This window comes from Brevibacillus brevis (assembly GCF_022026395.1).
Taxonomy (GTDB): domain Bacteria; phylum Bacillota; class Bacilli; order Brevibacillales; family Brevibacillaceae; genus Brevibacillus.
Map to the genome: position 1 here is coordinate 3,085,254 of NZ_CP041767.1, position 23,244 is coordinate 3,108,497.

Here is a 23,244-nt window from a genome sequence, read left to right on the forward strand (position 1 = left end):
TCCAATGGGGGATTTTACTGATCTATACACCTTATCCCCGCTGCAAGAAGGGATGTTGTTCCATTCGCTGTACTCTGAGGGTTCAGCCTATATGGTACAGAACATTGCCATTCTTACAGGCGAGCTTGACATCGGCAACTTTGAAAAAGCCTGGAACAAAGTGGTTCAAAGACATTCCATTTTGCGTACTGGATTCCTTTGGGAAGAAGTGGAGAAGCCACTTCAGGTGGTCTTCGAAAGTGTTCCTTTTTCCATACACCAGGACGACTGGTCACATCACACCGATGAAGAGCAAAGAACCATGCTGACATCGTTTTTGCAAAAAGAAAAAGAGGTGGGCTTCGACTTGAGCGAAGCCCCACTCATGCGAGTGACGGTCATCAAAAAGGCCAAAGATGTGCACCAGTTCATCTGGACCTTTCACCATTTGCTCTTGGATGGATGGAGCAGCCCCATTCTTTTCCAGGAAGTCCTCGATTTCTATGAGGCGTACTGCCAAGGCAAGGACTTGAGACTTCCGCAGCCAAAGCCATTCAAGGATTATATCTCCTGGCTTCGTCGTCAGGACAAGGCGGAGTCTGAAAAGTTCTGGCGCGAGTTCCTGTCGTCCGTCGAGGGTCCAACCCCTCTTCCTTTTGAATCTTATCCCTTGAGGGATTCAGAAGAGGAAAAAGGAATTCATGAATTGACTCGAACCTTGACTGATGAAATCTCGAAAGCTCTCTTAAAATTAGCTCGAACGTATAAGGTTACGGTCAACACCATCGTGCAAGGGGCATGGGCCATTCTCCTCAGCCGTTTGAGTGGGGAAGAAAGCGTGGTATACGGGGTAACCGGTTCCGGGCGCCCGAGCGATCTGCCAGGTGTAGAGCAGATGGTTGGAATGTTTATCAATACGTTGCCGATGAAAACGAAAGTAGAGCCTGAGCAAACGTTGGATCAGTGGTTCAAAGAGTTGCAAAATCAGCAATCGAGAGTCCGCCAATATGAATACTCGCCATTGGTGGATATCCAGGGCTGGACGGATGTACCCCGTGGACTACCACTGTTTGAAAGTATTTTCGTTTTTGAGAACTATCCGCTAGGAGAAGGAGAAGAGCGGGAATTCGGTTTTTCCATCTCTCAGGTTGAGCACTTCCAAGAAGTAGATAATCCGCTTACGATTGTCGGGATTCCGGGCGAGCAATTTAGCATCAAAATGATATACAGGACAGACCGCTTTGAGCAGACGGCAATCGAACGGACACTTGACCAAATGGCATCCATTCTAGCTGCCATCGTGGAGAATCCGAAACAACGCTTGTCCTCTATCTCTATCCTCAGTCCAGAAGAGAGGCAGCATCTACTGGTTGAGCTAAACGATACTACGAGCGAATACCCTCGGGATAAAACCGTTCCACAACTGTTTGCTGAAACAGCGGCCCAATACCCGGATCGTATCGCTGTCGTTGCGGGGGAAGAACAGTTGACCTACGCCGAGCTGGAGGCAAAAGCCAATCAGCTTGCTAACTACTTGCAAAAGCAAGGAGTAGAAACAGGCACTTTTGTCGGGCTTTGCGTAGAACGCTCGTTAGATATGCTCGTCGGTATGCTCGGGATTCTCAAAGCGGGCGGGGCGTATGTGCCACTCGACCCTGCGTATCCAGAAGAACGCCTGGCTTTCATGCTGGCAGATGCCCAGATTTCCATTTTATTGACACAGGAGCATTTGGCTGACAAGTGGCAAGGACAAGAGCTTACCATTCTCAACCTCGACCAGACCGGGGAAAAATGGGCAGAAGAAAGCACGCTTGCTCCTCAAGTAGATATGACCGCGGACAGTCTCGCCTATGTCATTTACACATCGGGTTCAACAGGTACGCCAAAAGGAGTACTGGTCGTCCATCGCGGGATAGTTCGCCTGATCAAAAACACAAACTACGTGACCATTACGGAAGAGGACGTGTTCCTCCAAGCCTCCACCGTATCGTTTGACGCTGCTACCTTTGAAATTTGGGGGGCGTTGTTAAACGGAGCGAAGCTGGTGTTGATGCCACCACATCAACCTTCCCTCGATGAACTGGGGGAGACGATTCAAAATCACAAGGTGACGACACTTTGGCTGACGGCTGGTCTGTTCACGGTCATGGTTGACCACAAGGTGGAGTACTTGCGCGGCGTGCGGCAGCTACTTGTCGGTGGGGATGTTGTTTCCACATCCCATGTACGCAAGGTGCTCTCTCTTGGCGGTACCACGGTGATAAACGGCTATGGACCGACGGAAAATACGACGTTTACTTGCTGCCATCCCGTCACAGAGCTTGCAGAAGGAGTCAGCTCCTTCCCGATCGGCCGACCGATTAGCAATACCACAGTGTACGTATTGGACAAGCATCAACAACCCGTCCCTCTGGGTGCAGCAGGCGAATTATATATAGGCGGAGATGGACTCGCTCTTGGCTATTTGAATAATCCGGAGTTGACCGCAGAACGTTTTGTGGAGAATCCGTTTGATCCACATGGAAGTTCTCGCCTGTACCGTACTGGTGACTTGGTTCGTTATTTGCCTGATGGCACGATTGAGTTTATCGGTCGTATCGACCATCAGGTAAAAATCCGCGGCTTCCGCATCGAATTAGGTGAGGTGGAAGCAGCACTCAGCCTGCATCCATCTGTAAACGAAGTTGTGGTTTTGGTACGTGAGATGAATCCGGGCGAGAAGCATCTAACGGCGTATCTTACCGTTTCAGGAGACAACAACCTCGAAACTTCTGATTTGCGTGCATGGACAAAAACAAAGTTGCCAGAATTCATGAGGCCATCATTTTATATTTTCCTTGATGCGATGCCTTTGACGGCAAATGGTAAAATCGACCGCAAACAATTGCCGGAACCGGAATGGACAAATCCTGCTTCCGACAAAGGCTACATGGAGCCGCGCAATCAGGTAGAAGAGCTGATTGCCAACATATGGTCGCAGGTACTCGGAGTAGAAAAAGTGGGGATTCACGATAACTTTTTCGAGCTCGGTGGACATTCCCTTTTGGCGACACGAGTCATATCACGCCTGAGAGAGGCGTTTGGAATAGAGCAGACGGTGCGCTCCATTTTTGAACATCCAACCATTGCAGCATGGAGTGAACAAGGAGCAGCACTTCATTTGGGAGAAAAAGAAACGATTGGCGGATCAATTCAGCCTGTGTCAAGACAGAGCAATCTGCCGTTGTCTTTTGCCCAACAGCGATTGTGGTTCTTTGATCAATTCATGCCGGAAAGCCCGATGTACAACATCCCATCTGCCCTTCGCTTGCAAGGCGAACTCGACGTAGTGGCATGGGAGAAAAGCTTACAGGCGATCATTTTGCGTCACGAAAGCTTGCGTACCACGTTCCACGAAATAGACGGACAATCCATACAAGTGATTCATCCGCATATGGACTGGAAAATGGACATTTTGGACTTGCGGGACCTATCCGCTGAACAGAAAGAACAAAAGGTAGAGCAGTTGGCTGAAGCCGAAACGGCACGAGCTTTTTCCCTTGGACAGGGACCGCTGATACGCGCAACGATGATCCAAACAGATGATCACGCATATGTCTTCTTGATCAACATGCACCACATCATCTCTGATGGTTGGTCGATGGGCATCTTCTATCGCGAATTGCTTGCCAACTACGAAGCCTTCCGTAAACAAGAAACACCAGAGCTTCCAGATCTGCCGATTCAATATGCGGATTTTGCCACATGGCAGCGTGAGTGGCTGGACGGCGAAATCTTGGAACAACAGGTTGCTTATTGGAAAGAAAAACTGAATGGAGCAGAACCGCTTCTAGCACTGCCGACAGACCGTTCGCGTCCCGCTGTGCAATCCTATAAAGGAGCCATTTACACCAAGACCTTTTCTGCGGACTTGCTTGCCAAATTGAAAGTGCTTAGCCAGGAGTCCAATTCTACCTTGTTTATGACGTTGCTGGCTGCATTCCAGACCCTTCTATACCGCTATAGTGGACAAGAAGACATCGTTGTGGGAAGTCCGGTAGCTGGACGCAATCGGCAAGAAACCGAGAATTTGATTGGATTTTTTGTCAACACTTTGGCACTGCGAACCAACGTAACAGGAGATGTCACCTTTACAGAATTACTGGCACGCGTTCGAGAAACAGCGTTGGAGGCCTATGCACATCAAGATTTACCTTTTGAAAAATTGGTCGATGAGCTACAGCTAGAGCGTAGCCTCAGCTACTCGCAGTTGTTCCAGGTCATGTTTGTCCTGCAAAACTTCCCGCTGGAGGATGCAGTAACGTCCGGCATTCAGTTAACACCACTGGATTCTGAGCGACATTTGACGACATCCAAGTTTGACCTCACATTGACGATGAGAGAGCAGGCAGACGGACTTGTGGCTTCCTTTGAGTACAGCACAGATTTGTTCGACAGATCGACGATCGAGCGAATGACTGGACATTTGCAAAATTTGCTTGAGGCTATCATCACCCAACCAGAGGAGTCGATTGAAAAGCTTGATCTCCTAAGGGAGAGCGAACGAAATAAACAGGTAGTAGAGCTTAATAATACAGCGAGCGAATACCCTCGGGATAAAACCGTTCCACAACTGTTTGCCGAAACAGCGACCCAATGCCCGGATCGTATCGCCGTCGTTGCGGGAGATGAACAGTTGACCTACGCCGAGCTGGAGGCAAAAGCCAATCAGCTTGCCCACTACTTGCAAAAGCAAGGTGTAGAAACAGGTACTTTTGTCGGGCTTTGCGTAGAACGCTCGTTAGATATGCTCGTTGGTATGCTGGGGATTCTTAAGGCAGGTGGAGCGTATGTGCCACTCGACCCTGCGTATCCAGAAGAACGTCTGGCTTTCATGGTGGCAGATGCCCAGATTTCGATTTTATTGACACAGGAGCACATGTCTGACAGGTGGCAAGGACAAGAGCTTACCATTCTCAATCTCGACCAGGCTGGAGAAAAATGGGCAGAAGAAAGCACACTTGCTCCTCAAGTAGATATGACCGGCGACAGTCTCGCTTACGTCATTTACACATCGGGTTCAACAGGTACGCCAAAAGGAGTACTGGTCGTCCATCGCGGGATAGTTCGCCTGATCAAAAACACAAACTACGTGACCATTACGGAAGAGGACGTGTTCCTGCAAGCCTCCACCGTATCGTTTGACGCTGCTACCTTTGAGATTTGGGGAGCGTTGTTAAACGGAGCGAAGCTGGTGTTGATGCCGCCACATCAGCCTTCCCTCGATGAACTGGGGGAGACGATTCAAAATCACAAGGTGACGACACTTTGGTTGACGGCTGGTCTGTTCACGGTCATGGTTGACCACAAGGTGGAGTACTTGCGCGGCGTGCGGCAGCTACTTGTCGGTGGGGATGTTGTTTCCACATTCCATGTACGCAAGGTGCTCTCTCTTGGCGATATCACGGTGATAAACGGCTATGGACCGACGGAAAATACGACGTTTACTTGCTGCCATCCCGTCACGGAGCTTGCAGAAGGAGTCAGCTCCTTCCCGATCGGTCGACCGATCAGCAATACCACAGTGTACGTATTGGACAAGCATCAACAACCTGTCCCTATGGGTGCAGCAGGCGAATTATATATAGGCGGAGATGGACTCGCTCTTGGCTATTTGAATAATCCGGAGTTGACCGCAGAGCGTTTTGTGGAGAATCCGTTTGATCCACATGGAAGCTCTCGCCTGTACCGTACTGGTGACTTGGTTCGTTATTTGCCTGATGGCACGATTGAGTTTATCGGACGTATCGACAATCAAGTGAAAATTCGCGGCTTCCGCATTGAACTAGGCGAAATCGAGACAGTGTTGCAGAGCCATCCGGCTGTAAAAGAATCATTACTCATGGTGAGAGAGGAAACTCCAGGAGACAAGCGCCTAGCCGCCTACCTCGTTTTTGCAGAGGAAAAAGAGGTTGCTCACACCGAGATGCGATCCTACCTCAAGGATAAGTTGCCAGAGTACATGATCCCATCCGCCTTTGTGAAGTTGGACAGCTTCCCACTGACACCAAACGGAAAAGTGGACCGCCGGGCGCTACCAATCCCTGACTATTCCCGAAATGAGGCGGATAGCGGTTATGTAGCACCTGCAACGGATTTGGAAATAAAATTGGCAAAAATCTGGGAAAGTGTGCTGGGTGTTGCGAACATCGGCATCTACGACAACTTTTTCGAATTGGGCGGCGACTCCATTCTCAGTATCCAGATCGTCGCAAGAGCCAATCATTCCGGAATACGCTTCACACCCAAGCAACTTTTTGAAAATCAAACCATTGCTGAATTACTGCGCGTTGTTACTGATTTTAGCCAAGAAACAGATATCAAGTGGAAAAATGAACAGGGCGCTGTTACTGGAAATGTACCGCTCACCCCAATCCAAAATTGGTTCTTTGACTCCAATCAACCGTCACTGCACCACTGGAATCAGTCGGTACTTCTAACTGTTCAGCAGCCAGTAGACCTAGTTGTACTAAAGCAAACCGTCCAGAGCCTCCTGACCCATCATGATGCGTTGCGTATGCGCTTTTCACACCATGACGGCATGTGGACACAAATGATGGAAGGTCTTGAAAAGAATGTTCCATTCCGTAGCGTGGATCTTTCTAAATTCCCTAAACAGGAACAAGAGTCCAGGCTGGAGGAAATCTCACAAGAAATACAAGCGAGCCTAAATATCACAGAAGGTCCCGTTGTACAGGCTGTGTACTTCAACATGGGCGAAGAGCAAGCTGGCCGACTGTTGCTCGTCATTCATCACTTGGTTGTTGACGGTGTATCGTGGCGTATTTTGCTGGACGATCTTCAACATACTTATGATCAAATAGCGAACGGTCAAGACGTACAAATGCCAGCAAAGACGACTTCGTTCAAGATGTGGGCTGAACAATTAGTCGAGTATGCCAATTCAGACGCCATCCAGCAAGAAAAAGAGTACTGGCTCAAACAAGACCATGAGGCGAGTCCGATCCCGATTGATCACCTTTATGAACCGAGTCAGAACACCGAAGCGACTACCAAACAAGTAACATTCTCGTTAAACGCAGGAGAAACCCGTGCCCTGTTGCAGGAAACACTTTCTCCCTACCGTTTGAAAATCAACGATGTATTACTCGCTGCCTTAACAAAAGCGATGCACCGTTGGACGGGGAAACAGACGTTATCTTTCCATCTCGAGGGGCATGGACGCGAGGATATTTTGGAAGGAGCGGATTTATCCCGCACCGTTGGCTGGTTCACGAGTATGTATCCTGTACAACTTACACTTGACCAGACGAAACCGTGGAGCGAACTGTTGAAAGCGGTCAAAGAACAGCTTCGAGCCATTCCGCAAAATGGAGTTGGCTATGGTATCCTGCGCTACTTACGTCAGGATGACGAGCTGAAAGAGCAGTTGAAGTCTCGAATGAAGCCAGAGATCAGCTTCAACTACCTCGGCCAGTTTGATCAGGTCGTTTCATCTAACTCCAAGTTTGGCATGGCTGCTGAATCGAGAGGCTCGAATCTTGCACCTGATTCCATTCGCTCGCATTTAATCGATGTAAATAGCGTCATTTCCGAAGAACAACTGCATGTCACCTGGTTTTACAACGAAAACATCCACGAGAAAAGTACGGTGGAAGCAGTTGCTCAAGATTATATGGACGCCTTGCGTGAGATTATGGCTCATTGCCGCTCGGAAGAAGCAGGGGGCTATACTCCTTCTGATTTCCCGTTATCTCGTCTGGATCAGCGTACAATCGACACGTATGTGGGGAAAGATCGTTCCATCGAGAACATCTATCCACTGACGCCGTTGCAGGAAGGCATGCTTTTCCATTCCCTGTACGAGCAAGAGGGCGGAGACTATGTGGTTCAGTTCTCCATGACGATCCATCATTTGCAAGTCGATGCACTCCAGCAAGCATGGCAAAAAGTCATCGATCGTCATTCCATTCTGCGTACCTCGTTTATCTGGGATGGAGTAGTGAATCCGCATCAAATTATCCGCAAACACGTTCGAGTGACAGTTGATGAAAGAGATCTGCGACACTTACCGACGGATAGGCAGAAAGCAGCGTTAGACGCATTTTTGGAAGAGGATCGCAAGCGGAACTTCTCGATTACAGAAGCACCTCTCATGCGTTTGACTTTGTTTCGGATTAGCAACGAAGCATATCGCTTTATCTGGAGCTTCCACCACGTATTATTGGACGGTTGGAGTTTGCCGCTCGTCTTAAAGGACTGGTTTGCCGCTTATTTAGCACTGGTAGATGGAAAAGACATTCAGCTTGGGGCTGTACAGCCATTTTCCCAGTATGTTGCGTGGATCCAGCGCCAAGACTTGCAAGCTGCGGAACGCTTCTGGCGCAACCATCTGAAAGGGATATACGGGCCGACACAAATCAATCTCGGTCAAGCAATCCAATCCACTGGAGAACCCAAAACCTACGACGAGCGCTTTATCCGATTCTCGGCCGAGTTTACCGAACAGCTGCAATCCTTTGCCCGTCAGCATCAGGTAACGCTGAATACTTTCATACAAAGTGCGTGGGGCATGATCCTCGGAGCTTACAGTGGGGAAGCAGACGTCGTATTCGGGGCAACTGGTTCAGGACGTCCAGCCGATTTGCCTGGTGTAGAAAATATGGTGGGTCTGTTCATCAATACGCTTCCGGTGCGAATCACACTCGATCCAAGCAAAACCGTGCGGGTATGGCTGCGCGAATTGCAAGAAATGCAATTGGAGATTCGCCAATATGAGTACACGCCGCTGGTTGACATCCAGAGTTGGAGCGAATTCGAGCGCAACACCTCTCTGTTCGAAAGTATTTTTATCTTTGAGAACTATCCGATTGACGAGTCTGTGAAAGAAGCGGACAGCCGTATTCAGATTTCTGATGTAGACTCTGCGGAGCAAACGAACTATCCACTTACCGTAGTATGTGGCCCTGGAAAAGAATTTGTCCTCAAAATCGTTTTTGATCAAAACCGATTCGATCCTATACGTATCGAACGTGTCCTAGAGCAAATGACTCTTCTGCTCCAATCGATGACAGCCAATCCTGATCAAACTCTGGCAGATGTGAGCATGATCAGCGAAAGCGAACAAGAGCAGGTTTTGGTCGAGTGGAACGATACGAAGGTCGATTATCCGACCGGGCTTTGTATTCATCAAGCATTTGAACAACAAGTACAAAAGACGCCCGATGCGATCGGACTCATGTACAAAAAGATGGAAATGACGTATGCCGAGCTGAATCAGCGAGCGAACCAATTGGCGCATTATCTCCTTGCCCAAGGCGTGAAACCAGATACGCTCGTCGGGATTTGCATCGAGCGCTCTCCTGAGATGATCGTCGGGATTCTCGGAGTGATGAAAGCAGGTGCCGCCTACGTTCCAATCGATCCGGCGCATCCGCTAGAGCGTATTGCCTACATGATCGAGGATTCGCAGGCAAACATCGTGTTGACCCAGCAATCTCTGGCAAGCCATTTAACTACAACGAAGGCTCAGGTAATTTGCCTTGATAGCAATGCTTTGGAAAATGAACCTGTTCACGATGTGAAGTGCGGGGTTTCAGAACAAAATCTTGCCTATGTCATTTACACATCTGGTTCCACTGGCTTGCCCAAAGGCGTTATGGTCGAACACCAAAGTGCAATGAATATGGCTCATTACCTGATTGAGTTGTTCCAAGTCCAGCCGTCTAGCCGCGTCTTGCAGTTATGTTCGTTCAGTTTCGACGTATCTGTCGCGGAGATCGTCATGGCTTTGATTTCGGGTGCGACCCTAGTCATTGAGGATCGAGAAATGCTCTTGCCAGGCCCTGAACTCATCTCTGTCTTGCAAGAAAAACAAATCACGACTGTGATGACGGTGCCCGCTGTTCTTGCGGCATTACCTGACGCCGACTTACCTGATCTGAAAACATTAGTAATCGGTGGCGAAGCGCCAAGCTATGAGCTCATCACTCGCTATGCAAATCATCGTCAATTTTTCAATTGCTACGGCCCAACGGAAGCAACCGTTTGCACCACGCTGATGCTTTTGGATACAAATCTGACGAACACGCCAATTGGCCGCCCTATCGCCAATGCGACCATCTACGTTTTAGATGCCAATCTGAAGCCTGTCCCTATAGGTGTACCAGGTGAGCTGTACATTGGTGGAAAAGGCTTGGCACGCGGTTACTGGAATCGTCCAGAGCTTACAGCGGAACGATTCGTCACTCATCCGTTTGGAGCGGAAGGCGAACGTCTTTATCGTACAGGGGATCAGGTACGCTATCTGCCAGACGGTAACCTTGAATTCCTCGGTCGTATCGATAATCAGGTGAAAATTCGCGGCTTCCGCATCGAACTAGGTGAAATCGAAAACGCATTGAGAAAGCACTCTGCGATTCGGGAAGCTGTCATTACCGTACGCGACAATCGTTTGGCTGCTTATCTGATTGCAATGGGTGACGAGAAGCCAGCTACAGAGGAACTCGTTCTCTATCTGAAAGAGACATTGCCGGATTACATGATCCCAGCAGGCATCGTCTGGATGGAGGCGATTCCGCTTACGGTCAACGGAAAAATAGACCACCGGGCGCTGCCTACACCGGATTGGGGACTTTTGACCACACAACAGGAGTATGTCGCACCACGCACACCAACAGAAGAAATAGTGGCGAACATTTGGACACAGGTGCTTTCTGTAGAGCAAGTCGGGATTCACGACGATTTCTTTGAACGAGGGGGACATTCTCTCCTAGCTACCCAAGCGATTTCCCGTATGCGTCAAACCTTTGGCGTAGACATGCCGCTTCGTACGCTGTTTGATTATCCGACAACGGCAGCGATCAGCGAAAAAATTACGGCATTATTACAAGGGGAAGCGGGTCTCACTGACATCCCGCTCAAGCCCGTGTCGCGTGACGAACACTTGCCGCTCTCATTTGCACAACAACGTTTGTGGTTCTTGGACAAGCTGCTGCCAGACAGTTCCGTCTACAACATCCCAACTGCTGTTCGTCTGATGGGTGAGCTAGACGTCGAGGCATGGGAACGCAGTCTCAAGCTGATCATCCAACGTCATGAGAGCCTGCGTACAACTTTCTCCGATAGGAATGGAGAAGCCGTTCAAGTCATTCACCCGCAGATTGAGTGGAACCTGGGACGAATCGACTTACGAGACTGGAACGAAGCAGAGCGAGAAGGGGAAGTATTGCGTCTCGCCATAGAAGATGCGGAACAGTCGTTTCATCTGAATCAAGGGCCGTTATTGCGCGCAAAACTGATTTGCATGGATGAACAAGCGCATGTATTTTTGCTCAATTTACACCACATCATTGCGGATGGCTGGTCCATGAGTGTATTCATGGGGGAGTTAGTCTCCATTTACGAAGCGTTATCTGCTGGGGAAACACCACAACTGGCCGAAATGCCGCTGCAATATGCAGACTATGCCACATGGCAACGCAATTGGTTACAAGGTGAGGTATTGGAGCAACAATTGGCGTACTGGAAAAAACAATTAGGCGATGCAGAACCACTTCTGAGATTGCCGACAGATCGTCCACGCCCTGCTGTTCAGAGCCATAAAGGGGCAATGCATACAATTAGGCTCCCGGAAAAACTGCTTGCCGATCTAAAAGTGCTCAGTCGTGAAGAGGGATCAACCTTATTCATGACCTTGCTAGCTGCCTTTCAGACCCTGCTCTATCGCTACAGTGGTCAAAAAGACATCCTCGTCGGAAGTCCGGTCGCAGGACGAAATAGACAGGAATTGGAGTCACTGATTGGTTTCTTCATTAACACCCTGGTAATGCGTACGGATATGTCTGGGGAACCAACCTTCCGAGACTTGCTAGCAAAAGTACGAGAGACCGCACTGGAAGCTTATGCGCATCAAGACGTCCCGTTTGAAAAACTGGTAGATGAACTGGAGCTGGAACGAAGCCTAAGCTACTCACCGTTATTCCAAGTGATGTTCGTACTGCAAAACATCCCGATGGAAGTACAAGAATTGTCCCAGATTCGCATCGAGCCTTTCCACAAAGGTCAGGAGGGTGTAAGCGCCAAGTTTGATATCACCTTGACCACCGTAGAAGCACCTGACGGACTTATTGCAACATTCGAGTACAACACTGATCTTTTTGATCCAGCAACGATCGAGCGCATGGGGAACCATTTCTCGAATTTGCTAGAGGCGATTTCGGTAAATCCGATGCAACCAGTCACAGCCATACCTCTCCTGGGCGATATGGAAAAGGAGCAGCTTCTCCATCAATGGAATGATACAAATGTACCTTTTGAACGCGAAACATGCGTGCATGAAAGGGTTGCCCGGATTGCACAAGAGTTGCCAAATCAATTAGCAGTTGTATCCGAAGAAGGGCAGATCACCTATGCAGAACTGGATGCCAAAGCGAATCAGGTAGCGAACTACCTGCAAAAACAGGGAGTATCCTCCGAAACACTTGTCGGCATTTGCGTAGAACGTTCCATCGATATGCTCATCGGTCAATTGGGAATCCTCAAAGCTGGCGGTGCTTATGTCCCAATGGACACAGCGTATCCACAAGAGCGCCTTGCATTCATGATGAAAGATGCCAATATGCCAGTTGTAGTAACCCAAGAACGACTGTTAGAGCGATTGCCGGAAGGTACTGCCTCATTCATCTGCTTGGATCGTGATTGGACTATCATATCGGAAGAGAGCAGCGAGGCGCCGAACATGGCAATGACAACAGAGAATCTGGCATATGTCATCTATACGTCTGGTTCTACTGGGACGCCAAAAGGGGTAGAGATCGAACATGCCGCCTTGTTAAATCTCATTTCCTGGCACCAAAGGTCGTACAGCGTAGATTCAAATGATCGAGCTTCACAAATCGCAGGGACAGCCTTTGATGCGTCTGTTTGGGAAATCTGGCCGTACCTGACAAAGGGAGCAACACTTTATCTCCCATCAGAAGAGATTCGTCTGGTCCCGGAGGAACTCAGAGATTGGCTTGTTGCATCGGGAATCACGATTAGCTTTTTGCCGACGCCATTGGCGGAAAGGCTGCTTACCTTGGAATGGCCTATCGACACGAAGCTACGGTATATGCTCACAGGGGGCGACAAGCTACACGATTACCCACCAGCAACCATGCCGTTTACACTTGTGAACCAATACGGCCCAACTGAAAATGCGGTTGTCGCCACAGCAGGTGTCGTTCCGACAGAAGCTACTCATGTTTTCGCACCATCAATCGGTCGTCCAATAGACAATGTGCAGGTATACGTCCTTGATGAAAAACGAAAACCTGTGCCGATTGGTGTAGCCGGAGAGCTCTATATTGCAGGAGACAGCTTGGCACGGGGTTATCTGAAGCGCCCCGATCTGACCAAAGAGCGGTTCGTAGCCAATCCATACTCACAAAAACCAGGAGCGCGCATGTACCGAACGGGAGACCTGGTTCGTTACCTGCCAGATGGAAACATAGATTTCATTGGCCGCGCTGACGATCAGGTGAGCATTCGAGGATTCCGGGTCGAACTGGGTGAAATTGAAACGGCTCTGTACACTCATCCGGCAGTAAAAGAAACCATCGCCCTCGTGCGAGAGGATACTCCGGGCGTAAAACGACTCGCTGCCTACGTTGTACTTGGAGAAAATCAAGAAATTCAAGCAAGTGACTTCCGTAGCTATCTGAAGGAAAAGCTGCCTGAGTACATGGTGCCAGCTGCATTTGTCATCATGGATAACCTGCCGCTGACCCCAAACGGTAAGGTAGACCGACAAGCATTGCCTGTACCTGATTTCTTACACAACGAAACAGAAGGCAGTTTTGCTGCGCCGACAACTGCTATAGAGGCTACGCTTGCAGATATATGGAAAAAAGTCCTAAGTATTGACAACGTTGGTATTTATGACAACTTTTTCGAGTTGGGTGGAGACTCCATCTTGAGTATCCAAATTGTTTCTCGAGCCAATCAGGCTGGAATTCGTTTGACACCGAAACAACTCCTGAGAAATCAAACCATCGCGGAACTGGCAAGTGTCGTGACAGAGATTGGCGGCTTACAAGCAGTAAAAATCCAAGCAGAACAAGGCATCGTGACGGGAGAGGTACCGCTCACGCCAATTCAATCGTGGTTCTTCACGACTGAACAACCGTCGATCCATCATTGGAACCAATCCTTGCTTTTGACGGTCCAACAACCTGTTGACCTGACTGTTCTAGCGCGTGTCATCGAGAGTCTGCTCACGCATCACGACGCATTACGTATGCGTTATATCCATACGGAGCAAGGCTGGACCCAACATATCGAGGGACTTCCTGAGACCATTCCATTCCGTAGTGTGGACCTGTCCGCTGTTCGCGAAGAAGAACAAGCCGATCGTCTGGAGCAAATCGCAAACGAGGTGCAATCTAGTCTACATGTAAGTGAGGGACCCGTTTTCCAAGCGGTGTACTTCCATCTTGGAGCGGACCAACCTGGTCGTCTGCTGATTGTTGCCCACCATCTGGTGATTGACGGTGTGTCCTGGCGCATTTTGCTAGAGGATCTGCAAACTGCTTACGAGCAATTGGTAAACGATCAACCGGTATCATTCCCAGCGAAAACGACTTCATTCAAGTCATGGGCAGAGCAATTGCAATCCTATGCGAATTCCGAAGCGATCGAGCCGGAAAAAGCGTTCTGGCTGGGTCAAAGTGATGAAGTGAGTCCACTTCCCATTGACCGTGCCTTCGAGCCAAGCCAAAACACAGATGCAACCTCCAAACAAGTCAGTCTTGCGCTTACTATCGAAGAAACTCGTGCGTTGTTGCAGGATACCCTTTCGCCTTACCGCCTGCAGATCAATGATGTATTGCTTACGGCTTTAACCAAAGTAATGAATCGGTGGACAGGTGAAAAAACAGTAGCTGTTCATCTGGAAGGGCACGGACGAGAGGAAATTATCGAAGGAGCAGACTTATCCCGTACGGTTGGCTGGTTTACGAGCATGTACCCGGTACAGCTTTCGATTGATCCGTCGAAGACATGGGGCGACGCTTTGAAAGCGGTCAAGGAACAGCTTCGTCTCATTCCAAAGAAAGGTGTAGGCTACGGCATCCTCCAATACCTGAGTCAGGATCAGGAGTTGAAAAAATGGCTAGGTGAAAAGACGAAGCCAGAAATCAGCTTCAACTACCTCGGACAGTTTGATCAGATCGTACAAGCCGAATCGAGATTTGGCATGGCACAAGAATCAAGAGGCTCCAATCTGGGGAAAGACACAAGACGCCAGCACCTGATTGATGTAAACAGTGTCATATCCGGCGAACAACTCCATGTCACATGGATCTATAGCGAAAACATTCACGAGGAAAGCACGATTCAAGAGCTTGCGTGCAACTATCTGGAAGCTTTGCGCGAGATCATGGCGCACTGCCAGTCCGAAGAAGCAGGCGGCTATACACCATCTGACTTCCCGCTAGCGCGAATGGATCAACGGGCTATCGACAAGCATCTGGGACAGGATCGCCTGATCGAGAACGTCTATCCACTCAGTCCATTGCAAGGTGGCATGCTGTTCCACTCCCTGTACGAACAAGAAGGGGGAGACTATATTGTTCACTTTGCCATGACGATGGAGGGCTTGCACGTCGATGCGTTTGAACAGGCGTGGCAAAAGGTAGTGGATCGTCATCCAATCTTGCGTACCTATTTTGTTTGGGAAGGTTCTGAGGCTCATCAGATTGTCCGCAAACAAGTAAAAGCAACTGTAGAAAAAATCGACCTTCGTCATTTGACAACGGAGCAGCAAAAAACGGAGCTGGCCCACTACCTAGAAGCTGACCGCAGACGAAATTTCGAGATTGCGTCTCCACCACTCATGCGTTGGACGTTGTTCCACTTACGTGAGGGAGTTTATCGCTTCACTTGGAGCTTCCATCATGTACTGCTTGATGGTTGGAGCGTCCCGATTGTACTAAAAGACTGGTTTAGTGCTTATGTGTCCCTAGCAGAAGACAGAGAGGTTTCGTACAGCTACGTCCAACCATTCTCTGCGTATATCGATTGGGTACAGCGACAAGACTTGAGTGCTGCCGAACATTTTTGGCGTGAACAGCTAAAAGGCTTCCACGAGTCAACCCCATTAGCGATGAGTAACCACTCAGGCGTCCGGGAAAATACGCTGAAAGTGTACGAAGAGAAAGAAATTCGCTTATCAGCGGAAATGACTTCACGTTTGCAAGCCTTTGTCCGTACTCATCAGTTGACCTTGAATACGCTTGTCCAAGGAGCATGGGCTCTCATCCTGAGCCGATACAGCGCAACGGATGATGTCGTCTTCGGTGCAACCGTTTCCGGTCGTCCGGCTGATCTGCCTACCGTAGAGGGCATGGTAGGTCTCTTCATCAACACCCTGCCGATTCGTGTTTTTATAGATGCGAACAAATCGGTGCGGGAATGGCTACGCGAGATTCAAGAACATCAAGTGGAGCTTCGTCAGTTTGAGTACACGCCGTTGGTTGACATCCAAGGCTGGAGTGAAATAGCTCGTAATGCTGCCCTGTTCGAGAGCATCTTCATTTTTGAGAACTACCCGATTGGTGAATCGGTAAAAGATGAACACAATCAACTGCAATTATCTGATGTGGAGACGATGGAACAAACGAATTATCCAATTACCGTCGTCTGCGGTCCGGGTAAAGAGTTCATTCTTAAGATCAAATACGACCAAAGCAGATTCGCGTCTGAAAATATCGAACGAGTTCTGCACCAGATGTCTCACTTGCTCGAATCCATGATGGCAAAGCCTGAACAGTGCCTCGCAGAGGTGTCGATGATCAGTGAAAGCGAGCTCCAGCAAGTAGTAGTCGAATGGAATGACACGCGCGTAGATTATCCGACCCAGCTATGCATACACCAGGCATTTGAGAAACAAGTGGAAAAGACCCCTGATGCGATTGCACTCGTTTACAAGAAGAAGGAACTGACCTATGCCGAGCTGAACAACCGTGCAAACCAGCTGGCTCACAGGTTGATTGCATCGGGAGTACAACCGGACAAGCTAGTTGGCATTTGCGTCGAGCGTTCTTTCGAGATGATCATCGCTTTCCTCGGTGTAATGAAAGCAGGGGCTGCTTATGTGCCAATCGATCCGGCGCATCCGCAAGATCGCATTGCCTACATGATCGAAGATTCGCAGGCAAACATTTTGTTGACGCAAGTATCGCTGAAAGACATGCTACCAGTTCCTTCTATACAGATCATTTGCCTCGATAGCGATGAACTGGCAGATGAACCTACCGCAAACGTGGATAGCAGCGTCCATGAGCATCATCTCGCGTACGTCATCTATACTTCTGGATCAACCGGTTTGCCAAAAGGGGTAATGGTCGAGCACCACTCCGTTATCAATTTGACACATGCCCTGATCCATTCGTTCCAAATCGATGCGACGAGCCGGGTTTTGCAATTCACATCCTTTAGCTTTGATGTTTCAGTCTCCGAGATCGCTATGACCCTGCTCGCTGGTGCCACGCTCGTCTTGGAGGATCGCGAATTACTTTTACCTGGTCCGGAGTTGATCCAAGTCCTGCAGGAACAACGCATCACGACCGTGACAATGGCTTCCTCTGTAGCATCGGCATTGCCACAAGCGGATTTGCCAGACCTTAAGACTCTGATTGTCGGCGGGGAAGCGTTAAGCCGAGAGCTTGTTGCTCGTCACGCCAAGGATCGCCAGCTCTTTAACTGCTATGGACCAACAGAAACAACTGTCACCGCTACTCTCGTACGTTGTGAGAATAACGGCCAAAATCCATCAATCGGCCGACCCATCGCCAATGTGGAAGTGTATGTACTGGATGCATACCTGCAACCTGTGGCAATAGGCGTACCAGGCGAGTTGTACATCGGCGGAAAAGGAATAGCCAGAGGGTACTGGAATCGTCCTGAACTTACGAAAGAACGCTTTATCAATCATCCGTTCGGTAAGGAAGGAGAACGCCTCTATCAGACTGGCGACCTGGTTCGCTATACGGAAGACGGACAGATCGAATTCCTCGGACGAATCGACGACCAAGTCAAAATTCGCGGTTATCGAATCGAGCTGGGCGAAATCGAAAATAGACTCAGGCAACATCCAACTGTTCAGAATGTCGTCGTTATCGCGCGTGAGGATCGAAAAGGAGACAAGCGTTTGGCGGCTTATCTCGTTGCAGCAAACGAACAACAACCGAGTGATGCTGAGCTTATCCACTACCTGAAAGAGACCCTACCGGAATACATGGTTCCTGCAGGTTATGTATGGATGCCAGAGATTCCACTCACGGTCAACGGGAAAGTAAATCGCCGTGCCCTTCCAGCACCGGATTGGGGACAAGGGGAGACAGAAAAGGAATATGTGGCACCGCGTACTCCAACAGAGGAAATCGTTGCCCATATTTGGTCGCAGGTTCTTTCCGTTGAGGGAATTGGAATCCACGATGACTTCTTTCAACTGGGTGGACATTCACTCTTGGCTACCCAAACCGTTTCCCGCCTGAAAGAAACATTTGGTGTGGAAGTACCACTTCGTGCCTTGTTCGAGAATCCTAGCGTGGCACAAATGAGCGAAAAAGTAACCGGACTACTGGAAGCCAAATCGAATGTTGCCAGCATTCCACTCGTACCCGTTTCTCGCGACCAGCATCTACCGCTCTCCTTTGCCCAGCAACGCTTGTGGTTCTTGGATCGCTTAATGCCGGACAGCGCCTTGTACAACATCCCGTCTGCCATGCGGATGCAAGGACACCTCAACATTCATGCATGGGAACGCAGTCTGCAGATGATCATCGAGCGGCACGAGAGCTTGCGAACAACCTTCACTGACATCAACGGGGAAGCGATACAGGTCATTCACCCAGAAATCGCGTGGAGCCTGCGCAAGATTGATTTGCGAGATCTACCAGAAGAAGAGCGTGACACCGAGGTACACCGCCTGGAGAGAGAAGAGGCAACCAAACCATTTGACCTACGTACAGGACCGTTACTGCGGGCCACGATCATCCAGATCGGCGAAGAGAATTTCGTCTTCCTGCTAAATTTGCACCATATCGTGTCTGACGGCTGGTCGATGAACATTTTCATAAGAGAGCTGGTTGCGATTTATGAAGCGCTTTGCAAGGAAGAAACGCCGCAACTCACCGACATGCCACTCCAATATGCAGACTTTGCAGCTTGGCAGCGTGAGTGGTTACAAGGAGAGGCGCTGGAGCAACAACTCGCATACTGGAAAGCAAAACTGAGTGGCAGTGAGCCGCTATTGGCCTTACCGACAGACCGTCCGCGTCCACCTGTACAGACATACAATGGAGCCTTATACACGACAAGTTTCCCGACCGAGCTTGTGGAAAAATTACACGCGCTCAGCCGACAAGAAGGCGCCACGCTCTTTATGACCTTGCTCGCAGCATTCCAAATCCTGCTTCATCGCTACAGCGGGCAAGACGACATTATCGTCGGAAGTCCGGTTGCTGGACGCAATAGACAAGAAACGGAGTCATTAATTGGCTTCTTCATCAACACGCTGGCGATGAGAACCGATATGTCTAGCGCTCCAACCTTCCGTGAACTACTTGCAAGAGTGCGCGAGTCAGCATTGGAAGCATATACCCATCAAGACCTGCCCTTTGAAAAGTTAATAGATGAGCTGGAGCTGGAACGTAGCCTAAGCTATTCGCCGCTCTACCAAGTCATGTTCGCTCTGCAAAACTTCGAAATGAAGACGCATGAGCTTGAAGGCATTCAGATTGCTCCGTTTGAAAGCAAGAGCCAAGAAGTGATGTCCAAATACGACATCAGCTTGACGATGGCAGAAACGCCAAACGGCCTGATCGCTACGTTTGATTACAATACCGATTTGTTCGACCAAACAACGATGGAGCGAATGGTGAACCATTTCCATCATGTACTGGAGGGAATCGTCGCCCAACCTGATCGATCGATCATGGCGCTACCATTGCTTCGTCCGGATGAACGTGAACAGCTTATACTTGCGTGGAACAACACAGCTGCCAATTACACGTATGAGAAGACGGTACACGAGCTAGTTGCCGAAATGACAAGGAACATGCCGAATCAGCTGGCAGTCGTCTCCAGCGAAGGTTCGCTCACCTACGCAGAACTGGATTCGAAAGCGAATCAGCTGGCGAACTACTTGCAACAACAAGGGGTTACAACAGAGACACTCGTTGGTATTTGCGTGGAACGCTCTCTCGAGATGCTGATCGGCCAATTAGGGATTCTCAAAGCAGGCGGCGCGTTTGTTCCGATGGATCCATCTTATCCAAAGGAGCGCCTTGCCTTCATGATGGATGACACGAACATGCCGATCGTATTAACCCAGGAACGCTTGCTTGAAGCATTGCCAACAGGTGATGCAACGTTTATTTGTCTCGATATCGATTGGGATTTGATTGCCAGTGAGAGCACGGAATCCCCCGAAATTACGACGACAACGAACAATCTCGCTTATGTCATTTACACCTCTGGTTCTACCGGAACACCAAAAGGCGTGGAAATCGAGCAACGTGCTCTATTGAATCTCATCTATTGGCACCAGCACGCTTACAACGTCACGCCAGAAGATAGGGCATCACAAATCGCCGGAACGGCCTTCGATGCCGCTGTCTGGGAAATTTGGCCGTATCTGACGGCTGGAGCCACCCTGTATCTGCCACAAGAAGAGATTCGTCTCGTACCGGAAAAACTGCGGGATTGGCTCGTCGACTCAGGAATCACGATCAGCTTCTTGCCAACACCATTAGCAGAGAGCTTGATGTCTATTGAATGGTCGGCCGATACTGGTTTGCGCTACATGCTGACAGGCGGTGACAAACTGCATCACTATCCATCGGCTCATCTGCCATTTACATTGGTGAATCAGTATGGACCAACGGAAAATGCCGTGGTAGCTACAGCGGGCATCGTTCCTGTACAAGCTGGTCAGATAGCCGCGCCCACAATCGGACGCCCAATCGACAATGTGCAAGTATACGTTCTTGATGCAAAACTGCAACCTGTGCCGATCGGTGTTGCAGGCGAACTGTACATCGCAGGGAACAGCTTGGGTCGAGGGTATCTAAAACGTCCTGATCTGACACAAGAACGCTTCGTCGAAAATCCGTTTGCGCACATTCGAGGGGCAAAAATGTACCGCACAGGAGACCTTGTCCGCTACTTGCCGGACGGCAACATCGAGTTTATCGGCCGTGCCGACGATCAGGTGAGTATCCGTGGTTTCCGTGTCGAGCTGGGCGAGATTGAAACCGCCCTGTACACGCACCCTTCTGTCAAAGAAACAATCGTCCTTGCCCGCGAAGATATGCCAGGTGTCAAACGACTGGCCGCGTATGTCGTGCTTGAAGAAGGGGTAGAGGACCAAGCTGGCAACTTCGACAGCTACCTCAAAGAAATACTGCCGGAGTACATGGTGCCAGCTGCATTCGTCATCATGGATGCTCTGCCACTCACTCCAAATGGCAAAGTAGACCGTCGTGCATTACCTGTACCGGAGTACAAAGTAAGTAATGGAGAATTCGTTGCTCCGGAGACGTTCGTCGAGAGAGTATTGGCCGAAATATGGAAAAAGGTTCTAGGCGTAGAGCAAGTCGGAATTCACGATAACTTCTTCGAACTCGGTGGTGATTCGATTCTAAGCATTCAGATCGTGGCCCGTGCAGCACAATCTGGAATTCGCTTGTCACCGAAGCTCTTGTTCGAAAATCAGTCGATTGCCGAGTTGACACAAGCGATTGGGGAGTCGGTTAACATTTTCGCCGAGCAAGGCATCGTCACAGGGGAAGTGCCACTTCTGCCGATTCAGCGCTGGTTCTTCGAGCAAAAATTGGCAGATCGCAACCACTGGAACCAATCTGTACTTTTAACGGTCAAACCGATCGATCCGGAAATTTTGAGACAAGCTTTTTATCACTTACTCGGACATCATGATGCCCTCCGACTCCGTTTCTACCTTCAGGATGGAAAATGGAAGCAAATCAACGAGGACTGGACAGATATCATTCCATTTACCGTAGAGGAATTGGGTCATTTGCCACATGAAGAGCAAGTGAAGCGAATCGGGGAAATCTCTGAGGAAGCTCAGGCTAGCTTGCATCTCTCGGAAGGTCCGTTGCTCCGTGCCGTCTACTTTGATTTGGGCAGTGAACAGGAAGGCCGCTTGCTAATCGTCATTCACCACTTGGCAGTCGATGGTGTGTCTTGGCGCATTATCACGGAAGACTTGAATAAGGCAAGCATCCAGCTGCTACAAGGCAAGCAGGTGCAGCTGCCGCCAAAAACCAGCTCGTACAAGTATTGGGCTGAAAAATTGACGGAGTACGCCCAATCGGACAGCCTGCGAGAGGAAGCAGATTATTGGTTAAGCAGCCTCGATACAGAAGTAAACGCTCTGCCAAAAGATTATGAGAACGGAAAGAACCGCGAGCTTACTGCAAAGATGGTTTCTGTTGCACTTTCGCAGGAAGAAACCAAAGTGCTCTTACAGGATCTGCCTTCGATCTACCAAACGCAGATCAATGATGTCTTGCTCACTGCATTGGCAGAAGCCATTTTCGTCTGGACTGGAAATCAAACCTCCCTCGTCCATTTGGAAGGGCACGGACGTGAAGAGCTTTTCGACGATGTCGATCTGTCGCGTACCTTGGGATGGTTCACGAGCATGTATACCATCCTCTTGGATACAAGGGGAACTACCTCTCTCAAAGAAGCGCTACAAACGACCAAAGAACAGCTGCGTAGCATTCCGAACAAGGGGATCGGCTATGGAATTCTCCGTTACCTGAACGAGGAAACGACTGAAACGTTCAAGTCTTTGCCAAAAGCAGAGATTAGCTTCAACTACCTCGGTCAGCTTGATCAGACAGCCGATGACACAGAATCCTTGTTTGGCTTTGCAAACGAAGCAAGAGGCGACAACTTCAACCGCAACTCGGAACGTCAGCACCTGCTGGATTTCGGTAGCTCTGTCGTTGGGGGACAATTGATTGTAACGATCGCCTTCAGTGAAGAGATTTATCGCAAAGAAACCGTCAAAGATTTAGTGGATTACTATGTAAGCGCGCTACGACAATTGATCGAGCTAGGTCAGACGGAGACGACCGCAACACCAACAACAAGTGATCTGTCCGAATTCGGTTGGGATGATGAAGAGATTGCCGACTTACTTGATCTCATCCAAGACAAGTAATGAATACAAACTGCATAGAGGCGTCA

Annotated in this window: 1 protein-coding gene; it reads left to right on the top strand. The window is 49.4% G+C overall.

Going from position 1 to position 23,244, the window contains the following annotated elements:
- Positions 1-4: 4 nt before the first annotated feature.
- The gene (gene lgrC / locus FO446_RS28940; RefSeq protein WP_269137300.1) at positions 5-23,218 is read left to right on the top strand and encodes a linear gramicidin non-ribosomal peptide synthetase LgrC; all 23,214 of its coding nucleotides are present in this window, start codon (positions 5-7) and stop codon (positions 23,216-23,218) included.
- Positions 23,219-23,244: the final 26 nt, after the last annotated feature.